The following is a 26,249-nucleotide window of genomic DNA, read 5'->3' as shown; positions in this document are numbered from 1 at the left end:
AGCCAACTTTTTGAACACGCACTGGGAGGGGACATTTGTCCTCTCTTTTTCTATTCTATAAGAGAAATTCAATAAACGCGTAGGAAGATACCGTGACAAATCCGAGCTTCTCGTACAAGTGTATTGCCGTGGGATTATCTGCAAAGACAACCAGATAGACATTCGCAGACTTTTCCAGGCCAATCCGCGAAATATCTGAGCTGATTTGCGTGCCCAACCCTTTTTGCCGCTGATGAACAGATGTGCCAATGTTCCCGATTTCTACGTAGGCTTCATCATAGACATGAAAGCCTGCTACAGCCATTGGCTCCCCACCTTCAGAAAAGAGCGCGATGTGTGGCATTTCTGCTACTTCCTCAGCCCGGAAGCTAATCATGCCGAGCTCTGCCGCCATTTTCTCCACGATCTGTGCTTCGGATAATTCCAGTATTCTTGATTCTCCCACTGGTAAAAGACACTCCGGATCTATTAGTTTCATCAGATGCATGGTACGTGTAGCGCGTATATTCGGAATCTGTACGCGCGTCAGGCTAGGCTCTGCTAGTGCAATCACGCCCTTTTGTCCATCTGGCAGGCTGCCATCTAGCACTTCTTTCATATACGAGAGCATCGGCTCCATCTCGTAATTTCCCTCGCCCGCTACCACATGAAGAGAAAACGCGTGAAACGGCATTCCCTTCAAGTAAGACCCGATGGCCCTTAATTCTCCTTGGACGCTATCCGTTACGACGACGCTCCTGTCCGTTCGCAAGTACATATTTCCATATAAAATGTACGAATCTTCCAACGAAATTTGCTCCAAAAGCTGGCGTTTATCGATTCCCTATTGACGTTGTCGTGCTTCACGGTTAACATGGTAAAAATTTCTCTAATAAAGAGGCAGTTCAAAAATCGAGACCAACTAGGAGGAGCGAATCGTGGCTTTTTATTACACAGAACCATCTCGGACGTTTAATGAGTTTTTGCTGTTGCCAAATCTCACCACAAAAGAATGCACACCAAACAATGTGGACTTATCCACTCCGATTACCAAGTATAAAAAAGGTGAAAAGCCTGCCATTACACTAAACATACCGTTCTCATCCGCAGTCATGCAAGCAGTTTCCGACCATCATATGGCGGTCGCATTGGCTAGATGTGGCGGTATTTCGTTTATTTTTGGCTCCCAGTCCATCGAGAGCCAGGCAACCATGGTTCGCAAAGCAAAAGGCTACAAGGCTGGATTCGTCGTTAGCCGCTCCAACCTGACACCAAGCCATACGCTGAAAGATATTTTGGAGTTGAAAGAGGCGTCAGGCCACTCCACCGTTGCCATTACGGAAGATGGTACGGCAAAAGGCAAGCTGCTCGGAATCGTAACAGGTCGCGATTATCGTATCAGCCGCGACTCTCAGGACAAACTCGTCAGCGACATCATGACACCATTCTCGAAGCTGATCTATGGCAAATCCGGCATTACGCTCTCCGAAGCCAACGACCTGATCTGGGAGCACAAGCTCAACTGCTTGCCAATCGTAGATGATAGTCAAAATCTCGACTTCCTCGTTTTCCGCAAGGACTACGATTCCCGTAAAAACAATCCGCTGTCCCTCTTGGACGCGAACAAGAGCTATATCGTAGGTGCAGGTATCAATACAAAGGACTACAAGGAGCGTATCCCTGCGTTGGTGGAAGCAGGCGTTGATATTCTCGTCATCGACTCCTCCGACGGCTTCAGCGAATGGCAACGCGAGACGGTTCAATATGTAAAAGAAAACTTCAATGTTCCCATCGGTGCAGGTAACGTCGTCGACAAGGAAGGCTTCCGCTACCTCGTAGAATCAGGCGCTGATTTCGTCAAAGTAGGAATTGGCGGCGGCTCCATCTGCATTACCCGCGAACAAAAAGGAATCGGGCGCGGTCAAGCCTCTTCCCTCATTGAAGTGGCAGCTGCCCGCGATGAGTACTTCAAAGAAACAGGGATTTACGTTCCACTCTGCTCCGACGGAGGAATCGTACATGACTACCACGCGACTCTTGCTTTGGCTATGGGTGCAGACTTTGTCATGCTGGGACGTTACTTCGCTCGCTTCGACGAAAGCCCGACCAAAAAAGTGAAGATCGGCAACAACTTCGTGAAAGAATACTGGGGAGAGGGCTCCAATCGCGCCCGCAACTGGCAACGCTATGACACTGGCGGCAAAAGCGGTCTTGTCTTTGAAGAAGGCGTAGACTCCTACGTACCATACGCGGGAAGCTTGCGCGAGAACATGGACCGTACCTTGAGCAAAATCAAATCGACCATGTGCAATTGCGGGTCGCTCTCCATCTCAGAGCTTCAGCAAAAAGCACGAATCACAGTCATCTCCGCTACTAGCCTGGTAGAAGGCGGCGCACATGACGTTATCTTGAAAGAAAGCAGCATGGCTGCCGAGTAATACAATTGATTCGTGAGGAAGCAAGAAACAGTCTGCAGCGTTCTAGCAGACTGTTTCTTCATTCATAAGGAAATGTCACATCGCGGAAAGACATCCCTTTCGTCTTGTACAAGCCAAGTCCGTCTTTCTCCCAGAGCACTCAGGTCCAGCAGAACACAAAAAAGCCACCCTAAAGGCGGCTTCGGGATTGCCCCGCAGGGAGGTCCCTCAATAAAACACGATGACTATGGCAACCGATATACCGCAAACGGCTCTCCGTTTCTGTATGCATCACTTAGGCGGTCCAGCTCTGCCAAAGTTGTGTTATCCAGCTCCACGGATGCACTTTGCAAATTATCCGTAAGCTGCTCTACACTCGTCGCGCCCACGATCACCGAAGAGACAGCTGGCTTGTGCATAAGCCAAGCCAAGGACAGCACACTGGAGGATACTCCTAGCTCCGCCGCTACCTGACTGATTTTGCGTCCAAACTCCAGCTTGTCTTCGCTCAGCAACCGGACAAAACGCGGCTCTTTGTCTGCCCGCGAACCAGCCGGGGCCTGTTCTGCGGAGGTATATTTGCCTGTTAAAATTCCACCAGCAAGCGGGAAGTACGGAATGATCCCCACCCCCTGGTCAAGACAAAGCGGTACGAGTTCACGCTCCGGTGTTCGATCCGCCAGCGAGTAGCTAACCTGCGTCGATACGTAACGATTCAGCCCTTCCCGCTGACTAATGCCAATTGCCTTCATTAATTCCCAAGCCGCATAGTTGGAAGCCCCGATATAACGCACCTTCCCGGATCGAACCATGTCGTCAAGTGCGCGGAGTGTTTCTTCCAAAGGTGTCTCTGGATCAAAAGTATGAATTTGATATAAGTCCACATAATCGGTGCGCAAACGCTTCAAGCTGTTCTCCAGCTCCAGCATCAGATGGTAACGCGATGAGCCTCTCTGATTCGGTCCTTCACCTTTTACCAAACCAGCCTTGGTCGCCAAGACGACCTCGTGCCGCTTCCCTGAAAGCGCCAGCCCGATGATTCGCTCCGATTCTGTTTGCGTGTAAATATTCGCCGTATCAATAAAGGTAATCCCGTTTTCGATCGCGGTATGAATGATGTTTACAGACGTTTGCTCATCCGCACGCCCTCCGAATGAGTTCGTGCCTAATCCCAATGCCGATACCTTCAATCCACTGCCACCGAGTCGGTAGTATTTCATATTGTAATCGACCTCTTTTCAAAATAGGAGTGCTCTTCCATTATCTCCTATTGGAGAGGGGATTTGTGCGAAAAAATCCCTTTCCTAGCGCATGATTTAAGTTTGAAATACTCAAGTACCTAAAGGTTTTCTAAGTCTCTCTGGGCTAAATCAAGAGCAACAGCTATTTTTAATTGATTTATTTCACTAAGTCCTTTGTAATAATCTTGCAAGGATAGTCTTCCAACAATAGGTTTTGCATCAAGGTTATACCGATCTAACTGAATTGCAGCCAATAGTATCCGTATTAACAAGAATGGTATAAAGGTCTTCTCCTTGCTCAGGTGTGTGCCCTATGAAATATGCGGTCCTCATTTCGGGAAATGACTTCTGTAGCACATATAAAAGTCTTTCATTTACTCTTTCTTGAAATAATGATGTGTGTGACTTAGTTAACCCACCTCACAATACATAAAGAAGCTTACTCCTACTTTTCGTTCCAAGTGGGGGTAAGCATTGGAAGTATATTTAGGATTTGGTTTTCTAGTTGTTTGATACAACCTCGATTTTCAGATCGATATGAAACTATTCATCAGCAATCCAGACAGGCTCGTCTTAGCGCTTGAAAACATCTTGCAAAGATCTTCAAGTAGTTCCTTTTCCGTCTCTTTTAAAGAGGCTGTTTTTATTTTTTTCAGTTGCTCTAATACCACAGCTATGCCTGGAATTTCCCAAGGTTGCTCTCACCAAGGCTCCTCAACATTGTAGTAATAGGCAAAACCAGTCCAGCCGTCTTCTTCTGGCTCTATCTGTCTCATTATTTCATCAAAATATCCGTCCCAAATTCGTAATATATATGTATCGGCATTGGACACCTCTGCCTTGCTCCTACCATCACGTAGCTCTTGTGTTCCGCATTCGACTGCTGGGTGTTAATCCCTTCAATATTGACATACATTCTCCTCCCTCTCTGAAGGGGCTATACAGATGAAAGAGCTCATATTGATCGATAACGTCTGATATCCAAACTTTATACAAAAAGCACCCCCCCCGATGCAACATCACACGCATCAGGACAGGTGCTTTTTCTCTTTTCTCTCTATACTTCCTCTATCAACCGCGCCAACAAGGTAGCGCGCGTCGATATTTCTCCCAGTTCGATCCATTCATCTGGCGAGTGGGCGTAGCCACCCTTTACACCAAGTCCATCCAGTGTCGGGACTCCGCAAGCAGCAGCGAAGTTTCCATCGCTTACTCCACCTGTACCCGACTCTTCCAAAGCCATCCCTAGTTCATTGATGCTAATAGATTGTGCGAGGGAAAATAATTTGCCTGTCTCTTCGGTTCGCTCCATCGGCGGTCGGCGAATGCCTCCCTTTACGCTGACGCTTGTCCCCGTGAGTACTGGCGTGAGTTCACTCATTACCTTCTCGATGCGTAATGCCTCTTCCATCGAGATAAACCTCACATCAACTTCTGCTTCAGCCGAATCGGCTACGACATTGGAGCCGATTCCGCCTTTGATGACGCCCACATTGACCGTCGTTCCTTTCTCGTAATCGGTCAAGGCATGCAGAAATTGCACCTGTCTCGCCAGCTCTTCAATGGCAGAGACACCTTTTTGATGATCGACACCAGCGTGTGAGGAAATGCCGCTGACTGTCAAGGTAAAGTAGGCGCTTCCCTTCCGCCATGTTTTGAGTGCTCCGCTCGGTTCGGTTGGCGGTTCCAACACAAAGCTCGCCACCGAACGCGCGGCTTCTTCTTCAACCAGTCTGCGAGAAGTCGGGCTGCCAATCTCTTCGTCACTGTTTAACAGGAGCACAATTTTTTTATCTGTAGGCAGGCGATCCAGCTTCACCAATGCACGCATCGCAAACATCGCTTGCAAAACGCCCGCTTTCATATCGTATACGCCCGGTCCGTACGCTTTCTCATCCCGAATGGTAAACGGTCGGCGAGCCGCCTCTCCTTCTAGCCATACGGTATCGTAGTGACCGATGATGAGGATTTGCTTTTCCCCTTCACCCAGCGTACAACGCACCTGATCGCCATACGTCGCATTCGGGATCAGCTCTGCGACTCCACCTGTCAGCCGTTGAAATTGCAGAGCAAACCAGCCCGCCATGCGGTCGCCCAGCTGTTTGTCACGAGAAGGCGAGTCCATGTTGACTGCCTCTTCGAGTAGCTGTAGATAGTGAGTCATATTCTCTTGAACATACGTGTGGATTGACATAGTGCCTCTTCCTTAGTGAGATTGTGAATTGAGTCCGAACAGGCGATCTAGTCCGTACACTTTTTCCAACAAGACGATGAACACCAGGCTCAGCAGGATGACCACCGAGGAAATCGAAGCCACCAACGGGTCAAGTGTTTCCTGCATATAGGTGAAAATCGCGAGTGGCAGCGTCGTCGTATCCGGTGCCACCAAGAATAAGGAAACCGTCACATTGTCAAACGACGTCAAGAACGAAAAGATCATCCCCGACGCGATGGCCGGACGCAACAGTGGCAACGTAATATCCCAGAACACCCGAAACGGATGGGCACCCAGCATGTATCCCGCTTTTTCCAACGTATAATCGAACGAGCTAAGCCCTGTGAGCACCAGCCTTACGACATACGGAATCGAGATCAGCATGTGCGCCAGCAAAAGCCCCGTAAACGTCCCCGCGATACCAATTCGCGTGAAAAACAGCAGCGCGGAAATCCCGATAATGAGCGAAGGAACGGTGAGCGGTGAAAGCATCAATGCGTTGATGATGCCGCTCCCACGAAACTTGTATTTGGACAGCGCGAATGCAGCCAATGTCCCCAAGAGAGTCGCCAAAATCGCCGTTACTGTAGCTAGCTTGAGGCTGAACCACAGCGAATCGATGAACTCCGGTCGATCCAAAATCATTTCATACCACTGCCACGAAAACCCTTCCGGCGGAAACGCGAGATATCCAGCTGCCGTAAAAGAGCTCGGGATAATGACCAAAAACGGCAGATTGACCAAAACAAGCACAAAGAACGTGATGAGTCCGAGTACATTTATTTTTTTCATGACGCAAACACCTCTTTATACCGCTTGGTTTCAATCAGCTTCGTATACAAAGTCACCAATAGAATCGTGCTTCCCAATAGCAGGAAGGCAAGTGCCGCACCCAAAGGCCAGTTCAGTGTCGCCATGATTTGCTCATAAGCGATGACAGGCAAGACCTTCACGGAAGTACCACCCATCAAGGCAGGTGTCACAAAGGCACTCATCGACAAGCTGAACACCAGTGTCGTACCGGCAATAATCCCAGGCAAGCACAAAGGTAGCGTCACACTGAAAAACGTACGCATGCGGGAAGCACCCAAAATCGATGCCGCCTTATTCAGGGACGGATCGATTGCATACAAGCTGGTTGCAATCGCCAGAACCATGTAGGCAATGAAGGAATCTGTTAGACCGATCACAATACCCAGCTCGTTGTACAAAAGCCGCAACGGTTGATCGATCAGACCTAGACTGATCAACGTTTCATTGATCCAACCTTTTTCCCCCAAAACCACTACCCAACCGAAGTTGCGAATAACAACACTGATGAGGTGAGGGGCCAAGATCAGCATCGTGACGATTCCACGCATTTTCCCTGTAGCCTGCGCCATGTACATCGCTACAGGGAATCCTAGCAAGAGGCTTGCCAATACCGTCCAGAGACTCACGCGAATCGTCCGCCATAGAATCTCCAAGTAGTACGGATCTTGTACAAATAATGAATAATTGTGCAAAGAGAACGCCTGATTCTCATCCTGAAAGCTGAGCATAAGCATCATCAGCATTGGTAGGATGAATACTCCAAGCAGCAAAATCATCGCAGGTGCTGTCAACAACGTAACCGAGAGACGCTTGCTCATCCGTCATCCCCTTCCTGCGGGCATGACCAGTACGTCGTCCGCATTCCATTGACAGTAAACCGTTTGACCCTCTTCGCGTTCCACCGATTTATCGGTCATTTGAACTTTCACCGAAAGCGTATGCTCCCCGGCCTTGACCTCACATTCTGTGTATGAGCCCAAGAAAGAAGCAAGCTGCAAATGTCCTTTTACCCGATTCGCTTCGTCACTGACTGCTGTATCGGTCAGCTTGATTTTCTCTGGTCGAATAAAAATGATCACTTTTTCATGGAGTGCCACTGTTCGCTGTTGCTTTTCCGCCTTCACAAGCATTCCACCGGTAGTACGCAGTGTGAGTACATCCCCGTCCATTCCGATGACTTCCCCTTCCAAACGGTTCGTCTTACCAATGAAGGTATGTACGAATTCAGAAGCGGGCTGATTGTATATCTCTAGTGGCGTACCGATTTGCTCTACGAATCCGTGATTCATGACCACGATGCGATCAGAAAGCGCTAGCGCCTCTTCTTGGTCATGTGTAACGAAAATAGTCGTAACGCCGATTTCGTGATGTAAGCGCTTTAACTCATCGCGCAGTTCTTCGCGTAGTTTTGCATCCAGGTTACTGAGCGGCTCATCCAAAAGCAGGAGCGACGGCTCAATAACAAGCGCCCGCGCTATCGCAATCCGCTGACGTTGTCCGCCAGAGAGCTGTTTCGGGTAGCGGTCTGCTACGTTTGGCAGCTTCACCAGAGACAGTACACGATTCACACGCTCTTGCATTTCTTGTTTGTTCACTTTGCGTAATTTCAAGCCGTAGGCGATGTTTTCCGCCACAGTCATATGCGGGAACAGCGAGTATGTCTGGAACACCATTCCCAGCTCCCGTTTGTACGGAGGAACGCCATTCATTCGCTGCCCCTTGATCAAGAGGTCTCCGCCATCCGAGTCCAAAAAACCGGCAATCATATTCAAGGTCGTGGTCTTACCGCAACCAGATGGGCCGAGAAACGAGATGAATTCGCCTTGCTCCACCTGCAGGTTGAAGTTTTGAACCACGACATTGCTTTGAAATTTTTTCATGATGCCGCGCAGTTCAACGTCAATCACCTTGGTCACGTGAATACCTACTTTCCTGTTTTAGGTGCAATTTCTTTGTTAAAGCGATCCAGCCAAGCAGATGTTTCCTTGCTCACTACGCTGTAGTCGAAGTTCACCACTTTTGTACGATCGAATTCCAATGTTTTCGCTACATCATCTGGCAGCTTCACAGATGTTGCCGGATTGTAGTACAGCTTCGTTGCATACTTCGTTTGAATTTCATCTGTCAAAAGGAAATCGACGAATGCTTTAGCCGCTTTTGGACTCTTCGAACCTTTTACCAGCGTAGCTACGTTTGGTACGATATTTCCACCCTCTTCAGGGAAAACGAACTCCAATGGTACGCCTGCTTCTTTTTGTGTCAAGCTGCGCGCCATCGTCCAAGTGGTGTAGGCTGCGCTCTTGTTTTGCAGATTTTGCTGAAGCTGTGCAGCACTCTTCGCAAAGGTCGGCATGTATCCTGCAATCGTTTCCATTTGTTTGAAGCCTTGTTCGATATTTTTCTCAGACCCACCATTTGCGTACGCCAGCATGATCATCGCTGAGCGTCCGAAGTTGCTCGCTACGTCTGTCATCGTGATGTAGCCCTTCACTTCAGGCTTGGCAAGGTCATTCCAGGACTTTGGTACAGGCAAGCCTTTTTCTTTTACCAGATCCGCATTGTAGGAAATCCCCATCGGCGTGAAGTTTACGACTACACCGCTATCCTCGGTTACACGCAAATCTTCCGGTACGTTTTTCATGTTCGGGATATCTGTTGCGGATACGGTTTCCCACAAGCCTTCTTGACGTCCCTTCTCTTGTTCGCCACCCTCAACGATCGTCAGGTCGATTTGCGGAGCATTTTTCTGTGCCTTAACCTTCGCTACGATCTCCGTGGAAACACCAGAAACATAGGTCAGCTTTACATTCGGATATTTCTCGTTAAACTTCTTGAACACTTCATCCTTCATCATCTTTTCAACGGTCGCGCCGTTTCCTGCTACAACCAATGTGTCTTCCAGCTGAGCTTGTGCTTCGGTGCCGCTATTGTTGCCAGCAGCCGGTGCAGGAGCAGATGTTTGCGGCGTGGAGGAGCCACATCCAGCCAACAAGGAACCAGTCAAAGCGAAAATGGACAAGACGGATAATGCCTTTTTCTTCATGTAAATTCGACCCCCGATTGTCTATTTTGTTCACGAATAGAGAACAACGTTTCCTATTTGAGAACGATAATGTTATACTAGCATAAAGATACTGACTATTCAAGGTAGTCGTACTAGAAGTATCATTGCCCCAATTACAGGCTTGTCAGCATTCTTTCTAATGGTAAAATAACTTCAATCGAGACTCTTCTTTTAGAGGGGCTACTGTACGTTAAAGGAGACGTTTGTATGGACCAAGTATTGTCTTCTGTTCGAAATGGCTGTCGGCTGTTAAAAATATTTCTCGATTCGCCAAAGGAACTCGGGGTAACGGAGCTCAGCAAAAAACTCCAGCTGTCCAAAGGAGCCGTTCACAAGCTCTTGTCCACGCTGGAGTCCGAAGGCTTTATCCGCCAAAATGAAAAAACCAAGCAGTATACGCTTGGCTACACGTTGCTGGAACTGGGTACTAAAGTGCTCACGAATCACGATATCGTTGATTTTTCCAAACCGTTCCTAGACCAGCTCGTCTCACGGACAAACGAATTGGCTGTCTTATGTGTACAAGATTCCAAGGACGCGATATATGTAGCCAAAGAGGATTCGCTTCACCCTGTTCGCTTTACCGTAGAATCCTTCCGGCGTTTTCCTCTTTACTCTACTTCCGCCGCCAGGGTTTTGCTCGCCTATCAGCCGGAGGAGTTTCAAGATGAGATTTTGCAGGAACACCCGCTGAAAAGCTACACGCCTCATTCGTACATGTCGGTCGAGCAAATCAAAAAGGACTTGGTGGCGATCCGCGAGCGGGGCTATGAAATCAGCTCGAATCGACGCAATACAGGCGTGACCGGAATCGCTGCTCCGATTTTTGATTCGACTGGACACGTAACTGCATCCGTCAGTGTCATCGGTCCCTCTGACCGTGTGATGCCGAAAAAAGAAGAAATTTTACAAGAAACGCTCGAGACGGTACGTGCGATGTCAGCTCAGCTAGGGTATCGAATGTCTTGAAAATAGCTTGAGCTGCCATGAAAAAACCTCCTGTTCATCAGACTGCTCTGATGACAGGAGGTTTCTCTTTATGCTGACTCACCCAGCTTATCCGCGTACTTTTCCCGCAGCTATTCCCAGCGGTTCCACGACCATTCGGGTGCTTCCCCTTCAGCATTTCTTCCAACAGCTCCAAATGAACATGCCAACAAGCCAGCATGTAAGAGAGTCGCTCAGGAACCCGAATCGTATGGATGGGCACAAAAAGACAGCCTTCTTTTAAAGGCAACAGCTCCCAACGTACAGCGGACTCACTCGCATCCTCGCTGTTCCACGTGTAGGCAAATATGCGCGGAGAGCTCAGCCGCTATCACTTTTCCCCTCATCACATCTCCCATATTGGCAAAGCGCAGTGCGATGCTCCCACCGCCACCCGCTCACCCTCGAATGCAGCCAGCCATACTGCTAGCTGGTCCGGCTTAGTTAGCGCTGTCCAAACTCTTTCGAGCGGATACCTCAGAAAATGTTCAAAACGTACTACCGTCCCACCTTCGATATGCTGCACCACAACTTCCATAATTCAGAATAATTTACGGGGAATTTGAAAAATAAGGAGAAACATTTTGCAGAAAAATGAGTTTACTATATAAAGTGAGCATCAATGTTAGGGGGGGATTTTTATGCCAATTTGGGCATTCTTATTAACCATTGTTGGTGGCTTGATCGTATTTGGTATAATTTATGACCAGACCAACAAAAGAAAAAAGAAAAAGACTCCCAAGAACTTGAGTAGCTCCCAGATGGTGTACACAGAGAACTATCTAAACGAAGTACGTAACGATATTAGTGGACCACAATAAAAAAATCAGCCCGCCTCCTAAGGGAGAACGCGCTGCATTTTTTTCATCTACGTAACCATCCGCTTTGCATTCCAGGGCTTCATTCCTTCTACAAACAACACCTGTGACACTCTGGCTGTTCTCCCTTCTCTATGTCTTGCTCAAATAAGGCTCCCATGCACGTTTCAACAGACGAACTCCACCCTCAATCTCCTCAATGGTCTGCCCCCCGAACCCAAACTGAAAAGCAGGAAGTCCATTTTCCTGCGGATGAATCCATTTGTGTGCGGTTGGATAGACACGAATGCCTGATACAGCCGCAATTTGCGCCAACTGTTGCGGAGTGCTCTCACTTTTCACTTCTACGGTCACGGACAACCCGGCATCCTGACCTTTGATCCGGATGTACCCCCCAAAGAGTTCCTGCAAGCAGTGAAGCAGCGCTCCGTGCTTTTTGCGGTAAAGCGTCCGCATCTTGCGAATATGCCGCTCCCAATCGCCATTTTTCATGAACAAGGCCAGCGTCTCCTGATGAATACGCGATGCCGACTGGTCAAAATCCGCCAATTTCTCCTGATACACCGCCAATAACTCTTGCGGCAAAACCATATAGCTCATCCGAATCGACGGCAGCAGAGCCTTGGAGAACGTCCCCAAATAAATGACGCGTCCCTGCGTATCCAACCCTTGGAGGGAAGGGATCGGCTTGCCATGATAGCGAAACTCACCATCGTAGTCATCCTCCATGATGTAGCTACCCGTCTGATTCGCCCAGTGCAGCAGCTTTAGCCGTTTGGCATAAGGCATCACGATTCCTGAGGGGTCCTGATGCGACGGAGTGATATAAACCAGCTGCGCTCCACTCTCACTGAGCGCTTCCACATCAATTCCATCGTCCGCCAGCTTGATCGGGCGCACATCATAACCCAAATGGGAAAACACGGTACGTACACCGTGATAGCCCGGCTCTTCCATCGCGACAGCCTGCCCTCGTGTCCCGAACAAGAATCCCAATAAGCTGATCATCACCTGTGTCCCCGCACCGATCACAATTTGTTCCGGCGTAGCTTGTACACCCCGAGCACGTCCGAGATAGCGTGCGAGCTCCTCCCTCAGCTGCGGCTCGCCTTGTCGGTCACCGTAGTAAAGCACATGCTTGTTTTCTTCCTGCATGCATTGATTGGTGTACTTGCGCCAACGGTCAAAAGGAAAGTGCTCGGCATCCACGCGCGCTTGGTGAAAATCATACTGGACCGGGACTGGTAAGGGCGTAGGTGGAGGCGTTTGGACGTGAGCCGTTTTAACTGGTTGCTGCCCTTTCCCACTTGGCATTGGCCCATCCCAGTCCACATCGACCACATAAAATCCGCTGCGCTCCCGACTCTCGATGTAGCCTTCTGCCATGAGCTGGTGATAGGCGCTCTCGACAGTCGTTTTACTCACGTGCAAAAATCCGCTCAATGCCCGAACAGAAGGCAGACGCGTCCCGGAAATCAAGCGCCTCCCTTGGATTTCTGTACAAAAATAGCGATAAAGCTGTAGATAGAGAGGCTCGTTCCCTTCTACAAAGCGGGGACTAATATCTAGCAAGCTCCAACCTCCTCGCTGACCAAATGAAAAACCGACGGAGATAAAAATCCCCATCGGTACTCACGTTTCTATTACGCCAAATACGCTTCTCTTACCTGCGGATTCATCAATAATGTCTGGGCGTCGTCTTTTAGAATAATTTCACCTGTCTGAATCACATAACCGCGATGCGCGACAGACAGCGCCTGATTCGCATTTTGCTCGACCAAGAGAATGGTCATGCCTTCCTTGTTCAGCTCCGTAACGATTTCAAAAATCTGCTCCACCAGAATTGGCGCCAATCCCATCGACGGTTCATCGAGCATGAGAATTTTTGGCTTCATCATCAGGCCACGCGCAATCGCCAGCATTTGCTGCTCGCCACCGGACATCGTGCCACCTTTTTGACTAACCCGTTCCTTCAGTCGCGGAAAGTAAGCAAAGGCACGCTCAATTCCTTCTTCGATCACCTTTTTATCGGATACACTGAAGGCACCCATCTCCAAATTCTCGCGTACGGTCAGCTTGGGAAAAATGCGGCGGCCTTCCGGAACGTGTGCGATTCCTGCTAAAGCAATATCATGTGTACGCATTTGTGTAATGTCTTTGCCATTAAAGATGACTTTTCCTTCTTTGGCTCGTGTTTGCGCACAAATCGTTTTCAACGTCGTCGATTTCCCTGCTCCGTTGGAACCGATCAGCGTAACGACTTCGCCTTCGTTTACCGTCATGCTCAAACCTTTTAATGCGTGGATGCCGCCGTAATACGTATGAACGTTAGTCAGCTCTAGCAATGCCATCGATTTTCCTCCTTCTACGACACGTCCGACGCACTTTTTCCGAGATAGGCCTCAATGACGTTAGGGTTGTTGCGGATTTGTTCGGGTGTTCCTTCTGCAATTTTTTTGCCGTAATCCAGTACGTGAATGTATTCGCTGAGTCCCATGACCAGCTTCATATCATGCTCGATCAAGATAATCGTCAAATCGAGCTCTTTTTTCAGCCGACGAATAAAATCCGTCATTTCTACCGTCTCGCGAGGGTTCATCCCTGCCGCCGGTTCATCAAGCAAAATGATTTGCGGATTCGTCGCCATCGCCCGGGCAATTTCCAACCGGCGTTGAAGCCCGTAAGGAAGACTCCCCGCCGCTTCATTGGCAATATGGGCGATTCCTACATACTCCATGAGCTGATAAGCCTCGACGCGCGTCCGCTCTTCCTCCTGGCGTACACGCTTAGAGTTGAACAAAATCCCGAGGATTCCAGCAGATAAGCGGCTATGCACACCGACCATGACATTTTCCAACGCCGTCATTTCTTTGAACAGACGAATATTTTGAAAGGTACGCGTGATGCCGCGACTTGCAATCTGATCAGGACGAAGCTTTTTGATGCTTTTGCCATTCAGCAGGATTTCTCCCTCGTCTGGCTCGTAAAATCCAGTAACCATATTGAAAAAAGTCGTTTTTCCGGCCCCATTCGGACCGATGACCGCCGTGATGCTTCCTTTTTCGATGCCAATCGAAACGTCTTGATTGGCTACCAAGCCGCCGAAGCGCTTCGTTAAATTTTTTGCCTCTAACAATGCCATGCTCATATCCCTCCTCGTCCGCTATGACTGTTTCCCAGAAGTCAATTGGGACAGTCTGCCGAGAATCCCCAGCTTTTCTTTGCCAAACTCGCTATTTTTGATCGCATCGAGATCGTTTTTCTTCCGTTTGGCCGGAATCAATCCGTTAGGGCGATACAAGGCTACGAGAATGAGCATAATTCCGAAAATAAGTCGCTGGAACTTGGATGGGTCCAGCTGGTTAGGCAAACTGATGATTCCCGCATTTTGCAGACCGTGCAGGAAGTTGGAGAATTCTTTTAACAGCTGTACCTGCAAAATCGTGACAAAAGCGGCACCAAGCACAACGCCTGGAATGCTGCCACTACCACCCAGAATGACCATGACCAATATCCCGATCGATTCCATCAGCGTAAAGGAAGTAGGATCGATAAATGTCTGCTTGGCCGCAAAGATAACACCGACAACACCAGCGAAGGAAGCACCCAATGCAAACGCAGCTAGCTTGGTATTCAACAAGGAAATCCCCATCGACTGGGCAGCCAGCTCATCCTCACGTACTGCAATCCATGCACGTCCCAAACGGGAATGCTCAAAGCGTATATTCGCCAAAACGATAAAGGCAATTACAAACAAGACGATGAAGTAAAAATAAAACGGCGTCCCCATTTTGATCCCAAACAGCTCTGGAGACGGAATCGGTGTGATTCCCTGCGGACCGTTGGTGATGTTGATGGGCTTGTCCAGGTTGTTGAAGACAATGCGAATGATTTCACCGAAGCCCAAGGTCACGATCGCGAGGTAATCCCCTTTTACTCTGAGAACTGGCAATCCTAGCAATATTCCGAAAACAGCGGCCACAATCAAGCCGACAATGAGAAACGGCCAAAACCACTCACCGGAGAGCGGGAACAGATTCCCTGCAATAAACTCATTCGCTTGCGAGGTCGAGAAAATCGCGTACGCATACGCCCCGGCTGCAAAAAATGCGACGTACCCCAAGTCAAGCAGACCCGCAAAGCCTACTACGATATTCAAGCCCAAAGCCATCGCTACGTAGATTCCTACCTGTGAAGCTACCTCCATGTAGTAACGGTTTTCACCCGCTACCAACGGAATGATCAGAAGGAGAACCACAGCACCAATCACCATTTTGATCGTTTTGGAGCTATTGGTGTAATAGACAAGCACAATGGAAGAAAGAACCCCAAGAAACGCGATAACCGATTTATCCATGAGGTACAACGCGGCAGAAAAAGCTACAATCCAGATCAACGTGAATACGAGCGGAATGCCTTTAAACGATTTCCAAGCGAGATTCGCCATTTATTTCACCTACACTTTCTCTTTTACAGCTTCGCCAAACAGTCCTTCTGGCTTGAAGAGAAGCACAAGAATTAAAATACTGAACGCAAACACGTCTTTGTACTCTGCACCAAAGGCTCCGTTGGTCAACGGCCCCATAAAGGCACCGGACAGGGATTCCAGTAGCCCGAGGAGTATGCCACCGATCATCGCACCACGCAGGTTTCCAATCCCACCGAGTACGGCAGCCGTAAATGCTTTCAGACCGAGAATAAAACCGATATACGGATCGATCGTCCCGTAGTTTTGCGCAAACAGCACACCTGTCGCGCCACCCAGGCTGGATCCAATCAAAAACGTAAGCATGATTACTTTATTTACATTTATGGTCATCAGCGAAGCCGTACTCTGGTCTTGTGCGACGGCGCGCATGGCGATTCCCCACTTTGTTTTATTCACAAACAACGTCAATGCAATCATCATGACAATCGCAATTACAATTACGATCAATCCTTTTGTTGGAATCGTAGCAATACTCCCTAATGGAATCGAACCTGTAAAAAGAGCGGGACTGTTCAGATAAAACTCATTGCGAGCCAATGCTTCTGTAAAACGTACGAGGTCCTGCAACAAAAACGATACGCCAATCGCTGAAATCAACGGCACAAGACGAGGTGCTCCGCGCAATGGTCGATAGGCAACCCTCTCAATTCCTACCCCCAAAGCACCAGTTAATACCATGGCAATTATGAGTGTTATGAAAAGTGCGACAAATGGATTCATACCTTCAAGTGCCCCTAGCGCATCAGAGATCAATAATACCTCTGTACCGATAAAGGCTCCGACCATGAAAATGTCTCCATGGGCAAAGTTGATAATTTCCAAAATCCCGTAAACCATTGTGTAGCCTAATGCTACGACAGCGTACATAAATCCAAGTGTCAATCCGTCAACCAACACCTGAGGCAAAATATTGATCATGCTTTCCCATCCCTCATTTCTCTTGTAGATCTTGTACAAATTTTCTGCATTCATTCCGTTGACTGGACGTATTTTTTTCGTGGAAAAGGGGCCAACACCGGCGTGCAGCCCCCTATCCTGATATGAGGCGTGGGAGTGTGTGCGCGTTGTGTGGTGTGATTACTCGGCCTTGCCTACGAAAATGGATTTGTCCTTGTCATACTTGTAAATGAATACATCTGCATTTGTGTTGTCACCTTTTTCATCAAAGGTAACCTTGGTGAATTGACCCTGAAAATCTTTGGTTTTGTGGACTGCATCAAGAACTTGCTCGCGGGTTGGTTTTTTGCCTCCGTTCGCTTTGGCAGCTTCCAAGACACCATTGAGGATGACGTTCATGGAGTCGAAACCGTAAACGGAATAGGTTTCAAGAGGCTTGTTGGTGGTTTTCTTGTACTCTTCAGCCCATTTCTTGCCCTCTTCGGTTTGCGTTACGTCCCCTGCTACTGACGTAAAGACAACACCTTCGACAGCATCACCAGCTATTTTTATCATATCAGAAGAATCCAAGCCGTCGCCACCCATAAAATAACCCTTAAATCCTTTTTCACGAGCCTGCTTGATCAAAATTCCACCTTCTGGATAGAGACCGCCGAAAAAGATGATATCCGGTTTTTTCACCGTTACCTGGTTCAGTACCGCACTGTAGTCCTTCTCGCCCTGGGTAATGCCCTCGAAGCCAAGGATTTGGACTCCGTCCTTTTCAAATTGCAGCTTCACTTGATCACTCAGACCTTGGCCGTATGCTGTCTTATCATGGATAATATAGGCCGTTTTTACACCAAGTGTATTTTTCGCATAAAGAGCAGCCTTTGGTCCTTGCGCGTCATCGCGAGCACAGATTCGATGGACGGTTTTCTTGCCTTCCTCCGTGAGCTTCACCCCTGTATTGGCTGGGGATACCATGACCAGCTTGCCTTCCTCGTACTTCACAGACGATGGGATAGCAACACCTGTGTTATAGTGCCCAACTACTCCGTACACATCAGGATCAGAGATGAGCATCTCCGCATTGGATACCCCAATTTTCGGGTCGCCTTGATCATCCTGAGGGAAAAGCTGGAGATCAAAGCCGAGTTTTTTGAACTCTTCTTTGCGCTGTTCGAGAGCGTAACCTGCGCCAGTCTTAATCGCATCTCCTACAGCGGAATTGCTCCCGGACAGAGGGGATTGTGTGGCAATTTTGATGAGGCCACCCTCGGTCGTTCCGCCACCACTGTTTCCTGGAGCTGGGTGACTTTGCCCCCCGCTTGCGTTACTTCCGCCGCTTGAATTACTGTTTCCTGCGCAACCTGTTAATGCCATACTCGTAGCCAATACCGCAGATAAAACCCCGACATAAGAACGCTTTTTCATTCAGAATGAAGCCCCCTTTTATCATTCTTTGTTCTCGTTACCCAGTTCATCTACCTCGCTAGCCAGGTTGCGACTTTCAAAAACTATGAATCTTCGGGGACAAAGATAAATGAGACTTGGATGTTTTTATTTTAAAATAAATCTGATAATTTACAAGAAGTAAAATATTTTTTATGTACATATATCATTGATGCACAAACGATCACGATCATTTGTGTGACCGCAAGCGGTCATATTGAGTTTTATGAAAAACGTCGAGACGTTTTTCACTCAAAAAAACACTCCCTCAAGGTAGAGGGAGTGCCGGGACGATGATTTGCCCGCTCTTGACGTCGACAATGCCACTTGCTGTGAGACGTGCATACGGCAAATGGGTAGCGGTAAAAAACAGAATCGAATAAATCGGATCGAGATGGACATGGCCTTTGGAACGGAGCTGATTTACCAGATTTTCACCCATGCTGATCACTTCCTCCATCGGCACAGAAGTGAATTTTCCAGCAAGAGGCAATGGGCATTCACAGATAATTTTTCCTTTATCTATCAGGACGACTCCGCCCTTTATTTCCCGAACACGCTCCAGCGCTTGCGCCATCGCTTGGGGATCACGTCCGATTACGATCCAATCGCCAGACGCTGAATAGGTGCTAGCCAGCCCTTCGAGATGCTCACCGAAGCCGTGAAGGACTGCCAGTGTTCGCTTGCCGCCAGTCGCATCGATAGTCGCAATCAACGCCAACTGCGGATCGTGCTGCAAAGATACATATCCATCCTTATCAACGGGCATATCCTCTAGCGAAAACCGCGTGATAACGGCATTCAGCATCTGTAGCACGGGGGCCTTGCCGTCTTCATCTGGTCGCAGGCGGAACCAATCAGGATGTGCCTGTTTCTTCAAGGGATCAGTCAAACGTAACGAAGCTTCTTCCCATTGTGGCTGAACGGTTGGGACGAGCAAAGTTCCCTTTTCTGCCGCCAGTTCTCCATTTGCAATCACGATTGATGGTGTTGGTTGATCCTTTGCTGTCAACAGCAGCATATCCGCGATTCGGCCCGGCGCAATTCCTCCGATCTCCGCGTCCAGCCCATAATAGACAGCCGGGTTCAGCGATGCCATGACATACGCTTCCTCTGGCGGCATCCCCGCTTCGATGGCCACACGGATCGTACTATCCATGAACCCGTCACGATGCATTGGTGGCGTGCTTCCATCGGATGTCAGCATCATGCGTGATGACCACGGCACTCCGAGCTCGAGCCATCCCTTCACCAGCTCTGGCAAATCAGGGCGAATGGAGGAATGGCGCAGTGTCGCATACATGCCTAAACGGATGCGCGACAGCAAATCGGCTGCGGTAATTGCCTCGTGACAAGCAGTAACCCCTGCCGCTGCCGCAATGTTCAATGTCTCGTAAGATGCTCCCGGATGATGCCCCTCCATCTTTTTGCCTATATCCCGCGTATGTTTCAAACCAAAAAGCAGCGTTTCATCCTCTTGTAAAACACCGCCCCAATTCGTCAACTCCCCGCCCTGGATCACGCGTGGATGCTCCAGCATTCGCGCCAGGCTTTCCTTGGTGAACGCCGGATGAGCTTTCCTTGTCTGCGGATCGAGTCTGCCCCAGAAAAATTGCTTCACTGGATGTGCTGCCAGAGAATCCATGATCGCTGCCGTCTGCGAAAAGGGCAGATGCATGAGCATTAACGAGTCCGACACCATTCCAGTCGTTCCCGTTTGCAGAGCAAAGTCAGCCAACGTGTAAGGGTTATACCATTGAAACGGATGCGCATGAGGCTCGATGTAACCCGGCACGAGATATTGCCCAGCCGCCTCCATGATCACGGTCTGTTCATTGACCAACGGCTCTTTTTCACCTACATAAGCAATGCGTTCTCCTGCCACTACGACGTGATGCTCTTGCCATTCTTTTGTATACACATTTAGAACACTTGCGCTTTTTATCCAGAGGCTGGCGGGTGCCTGGCGTCTGCTCACCCGAATCATGTTCAAGTATTCACGATCTGATATGGCTCGTACGCGCATCATTTCTTCTCTCCTTGCTGGTCTGCCGATGTTATTAAAAAATGAACGATCATTCATTGCTCTCTACAGCTTCGCCGCCCATAAATCATTCCCCTGCAAGCTTGGTTATGGTAGTAACAATTCCCACGGGTGTCTTGTCGTCCTTCATCACAGACTACGCAATAGAAGTAATTGCGACAGGAGGACAACACTCATGCATAAAAACGTAGGTAGAACTGATGCCATGATTCGCATGACTGGCGGTCTGTTAGGCTTGGCATACGGCATCGGAAGAATGAGCCGTCGTCCATACAACGCTCCATGGCTGCTCATGGCTTTTTCGGCAATGAAAGTAGCAGAAGGAGCTACGCGCTTTTGTCCGATGTACGCAGCGATGGGCATCAATACAACAAAAGGAAATGGCATGCAGGGCATGATGGATCAGCTCAAGAAAAAAGGCGTGCAGATGGCGGTCAATCAGTTCACGCGCTCCATGAATATTGCGCCCATCAAAGACTCGAACAACAGCCAAGATGATGTGAGCAATACTCCATCAGCAACCAATAAGACAAACATCCAGTATTCTGCAAGCCCACAATTATCAGCGAACCAACAAAAACAACCAATCAACAATCAGCAAAACACGGAGCTTACCCCCGAGGATCAACTTCTCGAAAAGGCAGCACGGGAGTTCATCTCTTTTCGCTCCCAAGAAAATAACAACAGCGGCAATCGCTACCCCACGTACACGTAAGGAGAGGAGGCACTGCATATGCTTGTCGGCTCCCAGATGTATGAATGGATGTCCCATAACTTCTTTGTTATTGCCACGATCATTGGCGTCATCGGCGTGATGGGATATTACTTCTTTCGGACGTCGAGAAGAAAAGGAAGATATCGTCAGTGAAGGAGAAGCAACCAACCGCCTGTCATCGGGCGGTTTTTTCCATTTACACAATTACTTGTTATGCATATAATTGTCATTGCAATTAATTTTGAATGAAAGAGGGTCATTCCCCTGATCGATCATTGGCAAAAAGACCCGGTTGGATTCCTCATTGGAAATACATACCGGAGAATGATTCATTATGTTTCCCTTTTTTTAAAGGAGTTTGATTTGACCACAGAACAGTTTGCCGTCCTTTATCGGCTACGAGAAGAAGAGGGCATCAATCAAAAAGAGCTGGCACAGCGCTCGGCCAAGGATCAACCTTCGATGACACGCATATTGGACACACTTGCCAAAAAAGACTTGATCGAAAAGACACTGAGCGAACAAGACCGCCGGGCCTACATCATTACCCTTTCCCCGAAAGGACGGGAATGGATTGAGCAGGCGATTCCTGTAGAGGCTCGTGCCGTTGCAGACATATTGGAAGGGATCTCTCCCGAAAAGCTGGCCTTCTTGCGGGAAATCTTGCTGGAGATTAACGAGAACATCAATAGAAAAACGACAGACTAGGAGTGACAGCATTGGGAGAGAGTAGAGAGAGACTGTGGACGAGAGATTTCATCCTGTTAACTGTTTGTAATTTGTTGTTGTTTCTCACTGTTCAAATGCAGACCCCTACATTTCCTGCCTATGTGAAGGAAACGTATCAGGCCAATGATTTTGTCGTCAGTCTGGTCATTAGCTTGTTTTCACTTGCAGCAGTAATCGCAAGGGTGTATACCGGGGAAGCATTGAAAACGAAAAACAGTAAGATCTTGGCGATCGCAGCGCTTGGATTCGTTGCGATTTTTAGCGCAGGCTATTACTGGGCGGGAAGCATTGTTTTCTTTCTTCTGTTGCGAATCTTGGTCGGCATCGGCTTTGGGATAGGCAGCACGACCTTTCCGACGATTGTCACCAATGTGATTCCTGCCAAGCGGATCGGCGAAGGCATGGGGTATTTCGGCTTATCGACTAGCTTGGCAATGGCGCTCGGCCCGATGATTGGACTGGGCCTGTTGAATTGGTTTGGATTCGGATCGATGCTCATGGTTCTCGTGTTGCTGGTTGCTATTATTTTTCCATTGATGCATTTCATTCGTGCGTATGATCGACTTCCTGTGTCGTCCGGGAACACACCCTCCGCCACAGGCATTCGCCGGTTTTATGATAAAAAGCTGCTACTCCCAGCTGGACTGAATTTTTGTCTGTCCATTACGTATGGCGGGATTCTCAGCTTTTTAGCTCTATACGGAAAAGAAGCCCACATTGAGAATGTCGGCTGGTTTTTCCTTACGAATGCATTGGCGATGGTGTTGATTCGTCCTTTTTCCGGCAAGCTGTATGATCGAAAAGGGCATATCGCTGTCCTGCCTCCCGGTGCGATTTTCGTCGGGATCAGCCTCTTGCTCCTATCCTTGACGACGACAGAGTCCTTGCTGCTCGTCTCTGCTGCCTTCTACGGACTGGGCTATGGCATGATTCAGCCATCTATCCAGGCATGGATGATGAAGGTCGTCACACCTGAGCAACGCGGCATGGCGAACGGACTGTTCTTTAATTCCATCGATATGGGTATCGCAGTCGGCTCTGTGCTCCTCGGAGTCATCGCGACACATTCGAGCTACTCTGTCATGTACCGCTGGTCGGCAGCGTGCTTGTTGCTGTTCCTCATCGTTTATTTCCTCTCACAGTTGGCTGCGGCAAAAGCGAAAAAGGCGGCCATTGCGAGTGAAAATGTGGGTATGTAATGGAAGCTTAAAACTTTGTTCTTGCAGTACGACGGATCGTAGAATTAGGCGCCTTTTAGCGCCTCTTTCTTTTCTTCGGTGCCGTTAAGCTATATACGATTACTGCAGAAACAATTACCAAAACTACCATAACGATAAGACTAGGGTAACCTACACTTCCCATAAATACCCCTCCCCCTAAATTTTACTATTATTGGCATTATACAAATAAAACTACTGTGCACAGCTCCCGCACATGTAAAAAAGCTGTCCCCCAAGTAGAAAATTCTACAGAAAGAACAGCTTGTTCTTTTATTTATCCCTTTTGCTGATACTTCATCGCTCGTGCCGCAATATCCGTACGATACTGCGCCCCATCAAACGAGATCCCTTGCACCTTTGCATACGCTGTCTCACGCGCTTGCGCCAAATCCGCTCCGGTTGCCACGACGCCAAGCACACGGCCACCGCTCGTAACGATACCTTCATCGGTTGCCTTCGTACCTGCGTGAAACACCATAGCTCCCTCGTTTGCCTGACCCAGTCCGTGAATCAACGCACCCTTTGGATAATCTCCCGGATAACCTGGCGCTGCCATGACGACACAAACAGCACTTCCTTTTTGCCATGTCACATCGACTGCATCGAGCTCGCCATTGACCGTTCCGACAAAAATATCGAGCAAATCTGTTTCGAGCAACGGCAAGAGCACCTGTGTCTCTGGATCGCCAAAACGCGCATTGAACTCCACGACTTTCGGGCCTTGCTCCGTAATCATCAGACCTGTGTAGAGAATGCCTTTGAACGGAATGCCATCCTTGGCCATTCCTGACGCCATCGGCTGGACAATCGTTTTGACGATCTCGTCTACCAGTTCAGCAGACATTTGCGGTACCGGGGCGTATGTTCCCATGCCGCCTGTATTGGGGCCGCGGTCATCATTGAAAATTCGCTTATGATCCTGGGAGGTAATCATCGGCTTTACCGTCTCTCCATCGACGAAAGACAACAGCGACAGTTCTTCGCCGAACATGCACTCCTCAATGACCACGCGCGCTCCCGCTTCACCAAAGACGCTTTCCTGCATGATCTGACGGAGAGCCTCTTCTGCTTCCTCCACCGTTTCTGCGACGACGACCCCTTTCCCCGCTGCCAAGCCGTCCGCTTTGACAACGATAGGAGCACCCTGTTCTCTTACGTACGCACTCGCTGACTCGTAATCCAGGAACGATTCATAGGCAGACGTCGGAATCTCGTAGCGTTTCATTAAACTTTTCGCAAAAGACTTGCTGCCCTCGATCATTGCCGCTTTTTGGCTCGGGCCATAGATCGGCAGATTGCGCTCCTGGAAAAATTCCACAATACCCGCCAGCAGCGGATCTTCCGGGCCAACGACAGTCAGATCAATTCCCTCATCTTTGACGAATTGAACCAACGCAGCAAAATCATGGACGCCAATCGGCACGTTTTGTGCGACTTGGGCGGTACCCCCATTTCCTGGCGCACAGTATACCTTTGTCACTTTAGAGCTCTGCAACAGCTTCCAGGCAATCGTGTGTTCTCGACCGCCGCCGCCGACCACTAATATTTTCATTGTATGTCCTCCTGTGTGAGAGGTAATCCACTCTTTAGTACGTGATAAAAAAGCGAACGTTACTCCCGAATAGCCTCTTTTAGTGCTTGAAATGACGAGTGCCAGTAAAGATCATCGCAATGCCCGCTCGGTTGCAAGCATCAATCGATTCTTGATCGCGAATGGAGCCGCCTGGCTGGATGATAGCGGTAATCCCTGCTTTGGCTGCCGCTTCCACGGTATCTCCCATTGGGAAAAATGCATCCGAAGCCATAACCGCGCCACTTGCCAATGTACCTGCTTGCTCGATGGCGATTTTCGCTGCCCCTACGCGGTTCATCTGGCCTGCCCCCACGCCGATGGTCATGTTGTCTTTTGCCAAGAGAATCGCATTCGATTTGACGTGCTTGACGACCTTCCACGCGAATTTCAGCTGTGCCAGCTCCTCTTCCGAAGGCTTACGGTCTGTAACCACTTGAATCTCGCTTTCTTCGAGCTGCTTGTAGTCGAAGTCTTGAATGAGCGCCCCGCCTGCAACAGGAGCTACGCGGAACAGATTGTCCACTTTTTTGGCTGGTTCATTCAGCGCAGGAATACGCAAGAGACGCAGGTTCTTTTTCTCAGCCAGAACAGCCAACGCCTCTTCGGTGAAGTCAGGTGCAATGATAATTTCCAAGAAAATCTCTTTCATCGCGAGTGCAGTGTCACGGTCGATCGAGCGGTTTGCTGCCACGATACCACCGAAAATAGAGACAGGGTCTGCTTCGTACGCTTTTTGGTAAGCGCCGCGAATATCAGTGCCGATCCCTACTCCACAAGGGTTAGAGTGCTTGATCGCAACGACTGCAGGTTCAGCGAATTCGCGTACAATCGCCAGCGCTGCATCTGCGTCATTGATATTGTTATAGGAAAGCTCTTTTCCTTGCAGTTGACTAGTATTCCCGATGCTCAACTGATCCGATAACGCCTCACGGTAAAATGCCGCACGTTGATGTGGATTTTCTCCATAGCGTAAATCCTGTGCTTTCTCGTAAGTCACCGTGTAGCTCTCTGGCAACAGCTCGCCCACCTGCTCACTCAAATAGCGAGAGATTAAAGCATCATAGGCAGCAGTATGACGGAAAACTTTTGCAGCCAGCTTGCGACGGGTTTCTAGCGTAGTATCGCCATTTGCCTCAATTTCTTCTGCTACTTTTTCATAATCGGCTGCATCGACCACTACACTGACGAACGCATGATTTTTCGCAGCAGAACGCAGCATCGTTGGTCCACCAATATCAATATTCTCAATGGCATCTTCATATGTCACGTCTGGCTTCGCTATCGTTTCCTTGAAAGGATAAAGGTTTACGACAACCAGATCAATGGTTTCAATCCCAAGGTCTTTTAGTTGCTGCACATGTGCTTCACTGTCCCTTACAGCCAAGAGGCCGCTGTGGATATTGGGATGCAACGTTTTGACGCGACCGTCCAAAATTTCTGGAAATCCAGTCACTTCAGAAATGCCAATGACGGGAACTCCTTCTGCTTTTAAGAGAGAAGCCGTACCCCCGGTAGAGATGATCTGTACCCCGGCGGCTACCAATCGACGGGCAAACGGAATCAATCCTGTCTTGTCAGAAACGCTGATCAACGCTTTTTTCACACTCACGGAAA

The 26,249-nt window shown here is 48.9% G+C and carries 24 protein-coding genes; 7 read left to right on the top strand and 17 right to left on the bottom strand.

Features of this window, described 5'->3' with window-relative positions:
- Window positions 1-55: 55 nt before the first annotated feature.
- On the bottom strand, window positions 56-787 hold the full coding sequence (locus tag ACFYU8_RS24500) for a GNAT family N-acetyltransferase (RefSeq protein WP_390304550.1): 732 nt from the start codon (window positions 785-787) through the stop codon (window positions 56-58).
- 130 nt (window positions 788-917) lie between these two features.
- Between ACFYU8_RS24500 and ACFYU8_RS24495 the strand changes: the two genes are divergently transcribed.
- Complete coding sequence (locus tag ACFYU8_RS24495) at window positions 918-2,417, top strand: IMP dehydrogenase (protein ID WP_390304552.1); 1,500 nt, start codon at window positions 918-920, stop codon at window positions 2,415-2,417.
- A 224-nt stretch (window positions 2,418-2,641) separates the two neighbouring features.
- Here ACFYU8_RS24495 and ACFYU8_RS24490 read toward each other — a convergent pair whose 3' ends face one another.
- The 6 genes from ACFYU8_RS24490 to ACFYU8_RS24465 form a co-directional block, all read right to left on the bottom strand.
- Window positions 2,642-3,616, bottom strand: a complete 975-nt coding sequence (locus ACFYU8_RS24490) for an aldo/keto reductase (RefSeq protein ID WP_390304554.1) — start codon at window positions 3,614-3,616, stop codon at window positions 2,642-2,644.
- Window positions 3,617-4,694: 1,078 nt separating this feature from the next.
- Window positions 4,695-5,831, bottom strand: a complete 1,137-nt coding sequence (locus ACFYU8_RS24485) for a M20 family metallopeptidase (RefSeq protein WP_390304556.1) — start codon at window positions 5,829-5,831, stop codon at window positions 4,695-4,697.
- A 12-nt stretch (window positions 5,832-5,843) separates the two neighbouring features.
- A complete protein-coding gene (locus tag ACFYU8_RS24480; protein ID WP_390304558.1) occupies window positions 5,844-6,644 on the bottom strand; it encodes an ABC transporter permease in 801 nt (266 codons plus the stop codon).
- On the bottom strand, window positions 6,641-7,483 hold the full coding sequence (locus tag ACFYU8_RS24475) for an ABC transporter permease (RefSeq protein WP_106841056.1): 843 nt from the start codon (window positions 7,481-7,483) through the stop codon (window positions 6,641-6,643). The genes ACFYU8_RS24480 and ACFYU8_RS24475 overlap by 4 nt, the downstream gene beginning before the upstream one ends.
- 3 nt (window positions 7,484-7,486) lie before the next feature.
- Window positions 7,487-8,581 (bottom strand): ABC transporter ATP-binding protein, encoded by a 1,095-nt coding sequence (locus ACFYU8_RS24470; RefSeq protein WP_390304560.1) that lies wholly within the window; start codon window positions 8,579-8,581, stop codon window positions 7,487-7,489.
- Between the two features lie 8 nt (window positions 8,582-8,589).
- Complete coding sequence (locus ACFYU8_RS24465) at window positions 8,590-9,708, bottom strand: ABC transporter substrate-binding protein (RefSeq protein WP_390304562.1); 1,119 nt, start codon at window positions 9,706-9,708, stop codon at window positions 8,590-8,592.
- A 228-nt stretch (window positions 9,709-9,936) separates the two neighbouring features.
- On the opposite strand from ACFYU8_RS24465, the gene ACFYU8_RS24460 reads away from it, so the two are divergent.
- Window positions 9,937-10,698, top strand: a complete 762-nt coding sequence (locus ACFYU8_RS24460) for an IclR family transcriptional regulator (protein WP_390304564.1) — start codon at window positions 9,937-9,939, stop codon at window positions 10,696-10,698.
- A gap of 37 nt (window positions 10,699-10,735) precedes the next feature.
- On the opposite strand, the gene ACFYU8_RS24455 is transcribed toward ACFYU8_RS24460, so the two are convergent.
- Window positions 10,736-10,939: a hypothetical protein gene (locus tag ACFYU8_RS24455; RefSeq protein WP_390304566.1), complete on the bottom strand. Its 204-nt coding sequence runs from the start codon at window positions 10,937-10,939 to the stop codon at window positions 10,736-10,738.
- Window positions 10,940-11,357: 418 nt separating this feature from the next.
- Here ACFYU8_RS24455 and ACFYU8_RS24450 point away from each other — a divergent pair, with 418 nt between their 5' ends.
- Window positions 11,358-11,537, top strand: coding sequence for a hypothetical protein (locus ACFYU8_RS24450; RefSeq protein WP_390304568.1), 180 nt, complete (start codon window positions 11,358-11,360; stop codon window positions 11,535-11,537).
- Between the two features lie 129 nt (window positions 11,538-11,666).
- On the opposite strand, the gene pdxR is transcribed toward ACFYU8_RS24450, so the two are convergent.
- From pdxR to ACFYU8_RS24415, 7 genes are all read right to left on the bottom strand, one after another.
- A complete protein-coding gene (gene pdxR, locus ACFYU8_RS24445) occupies window positions 11,667-13,106 on the bottom strand; it encodes a MocR-like pyridoxine biosynthesis transcription factor PdxR (protein ID WP_390304570.1) in 1,440 nt (479 codons plus the stop codon).
- 71 nt (window positions 13,107-13,177) lie between these two features.
- A complete protein-coding gene (locus ACFYU8_RS24440) occupies window positions 13,178-13,885 on the bottom strand; it encodes an ABC transporter ATP-binding protein (RefSeq protein WP_106841049.1) in 708 nt (235 codons plus the stop codon).
- Window positions 13,886-13,899: 14 nt separating this feature from the next.
- The gene (locus tag ACFYU8_RS24435) at window positions 13,900-14,676 is read right to left on the bottom strand and encodes an ABC transporter ATP-binding protein (RefSeq protein ID WP_390304572.1); all 777 of its coding nucleotides are present in this window, start codon (window positions 14,674-14,676) and stop codon (window positions 13,900-13,902) included.
- 21 nt (window positions 14,677-14,697) lie between these two features.
- On the bottom strand, window positions 14,698-15,981 hold the full coding sequence (locus ACFYU8_RS24430) for a branched-chain amino acid ABC transporter permease (protein ID WP_390304574.1): 1,284 nt from the start codon (window positions 15,979-15,981) through the stop codon (window positions 14,698-14,700).
- Between the two features lie 9 nt (window positions 15,982-15,990).
- On the bottom strand, window positions 15,991-16,941 hold the full coding sequence (locus ACFYU8_RS24425; protein WP_390304576.1) for a branched-chain amino acid ABC transporter permease: 951 nt from the start codon (window positions 16,939-16,941) through the stop codon (window positions 15,991-15,993).
- 159 nt (window positions 16,942-17,100) lie between these two features.
- Window positions 17,101-18,336 carry a branched-chain amino acid ABC transporter substrate-binding protein gene (locus ACFYU8_RS24420; protein WP_390304578.1) on the bottom strand — a complete coding sequence of 412 codons (1,236 nt, stop codon included), beginning with the start codon at window positions 18,334-18,336 and terminating at the stop codon, window positions 17,101-17,103.
- A 286-nt stretch (window positions 18,337-18,622) separates the two neighbouring features.
- Entirely contained in the window at window positions 18,623-20,380 is a 1,758-nt protein-coding gene (locus ACFYU8_RS24415; RefSeq protein ID WP_390304758.1) for an adenine deaminase C-terminal domain-containing protein, read from the bottom strand.
- A gap of 193 nt (window positions 20,381-20,573) precedes the next feature.
- Between ACFYU8_RS24415 and ACFYU8_RS24410 the strand changes: the two genes are divergently transcribed.
- From ACFYU8_RS24410 to ACFYU8_RS24395, 4 genes are all read left to right on the top strand, one after another.
- The gene (locus tag ACFYU8_RS24410) at window positions 20,574-21,113 is read left to right on the top strand and encodes a YgaP family membrane protein (RefSeq protein ID WP_390304580.1); all 540 of its coding nucleotides are present in this window, start codon (window positions 20,574-20,576) and stop codon (window positions 21,111-21,113) included.
- Window positions 21,114-21,131: 18 nt separating this feature from the next.
- Window positions 21,132-21,266, top strand: a complete 135-nt coding sequence (locus tag ACFYU8_RS24405) for an EYxxD motif small membrane protein (protein ID WP_007717348.1) — start codon at window positions 21,132-21,134, stop codon at window positions 21,264-21,266.
- 171 nt (window positions 21,267-21,437) lie between these two features.
- Window positions 21,438-21,821: a MarR family winged helix-turn-helix transcriptional regulator gene (locus tag ACFYU8_RS24400; RefSeq protein ID WP_390304582.1), complete on the top strand. Its 384-nt coding sequence runs from the start codon at window positions 21,438-21,440 to the stop codon at window positions 21,819-21,821.
- Between the two features lie 11 nt (window positions 21,822-21,832).
- Window positions 21,833-23,041 carry an MFS transporter gene (locus ACFYU8_RS24395; RefSeq protein ID WP_390304584.1) on the top strand — a complete coding sequence of 403 codons (1,209 nt, stop codon included), beginning with the start codon at window positions 21,833-21,835 and terminating at the stop codon, window positions 23,039-23,041.
- A gap of 295 nt (window positions 23,042-23,336) precedes the next feature.
- Here the strand turns inward: ACFYU8_RS24395 and purD are convergent, their stop codons facing one another.
- Window positions 23,337-24,614: a phosphoribosylamine--glycine ligase gene (gene purD, locus ACFYU8_RS24390; protein ID WP_390304586.1), complete on the bottom strand. Its 1,278-nt coding sequence runs from the start codon at window positions 24,612-24,614 to the stop codon at window positions 23,337-23,339.
- Window positions 24,615-24,693: 79 nt separating this feature from the next.
- Window positions 24,694-26,244, bottom strand: coding sequence for a bifunctional phosphoribosylaminoimidazolecarboxamide formyltransferase/IMP cyclohydrolase (purH, locus tag ACFYU8_RS24385; RefSeq protein WP_390304588.1), 1,551 nt, complete (start codon window positions 26,242-26,244; stop codon window positions 24,694-24,696).
- Window positions 26,245-26,249 lie beyond the last annotated feature (5 nt).

Origin of the sequence: Brevibacillus sp. NPDC003359 (assembly GCF_042878995.1) — a bacterium.
GTDB lineage: Bacteria > Bacillota > Bacilli > Brevibacillales > Brevibacillaceae > Brevibacillus.
Note: the sequence above shows the minus strand (reverse complement) of the source record. Positions and strands in the feature narration are given on the sequence as shown.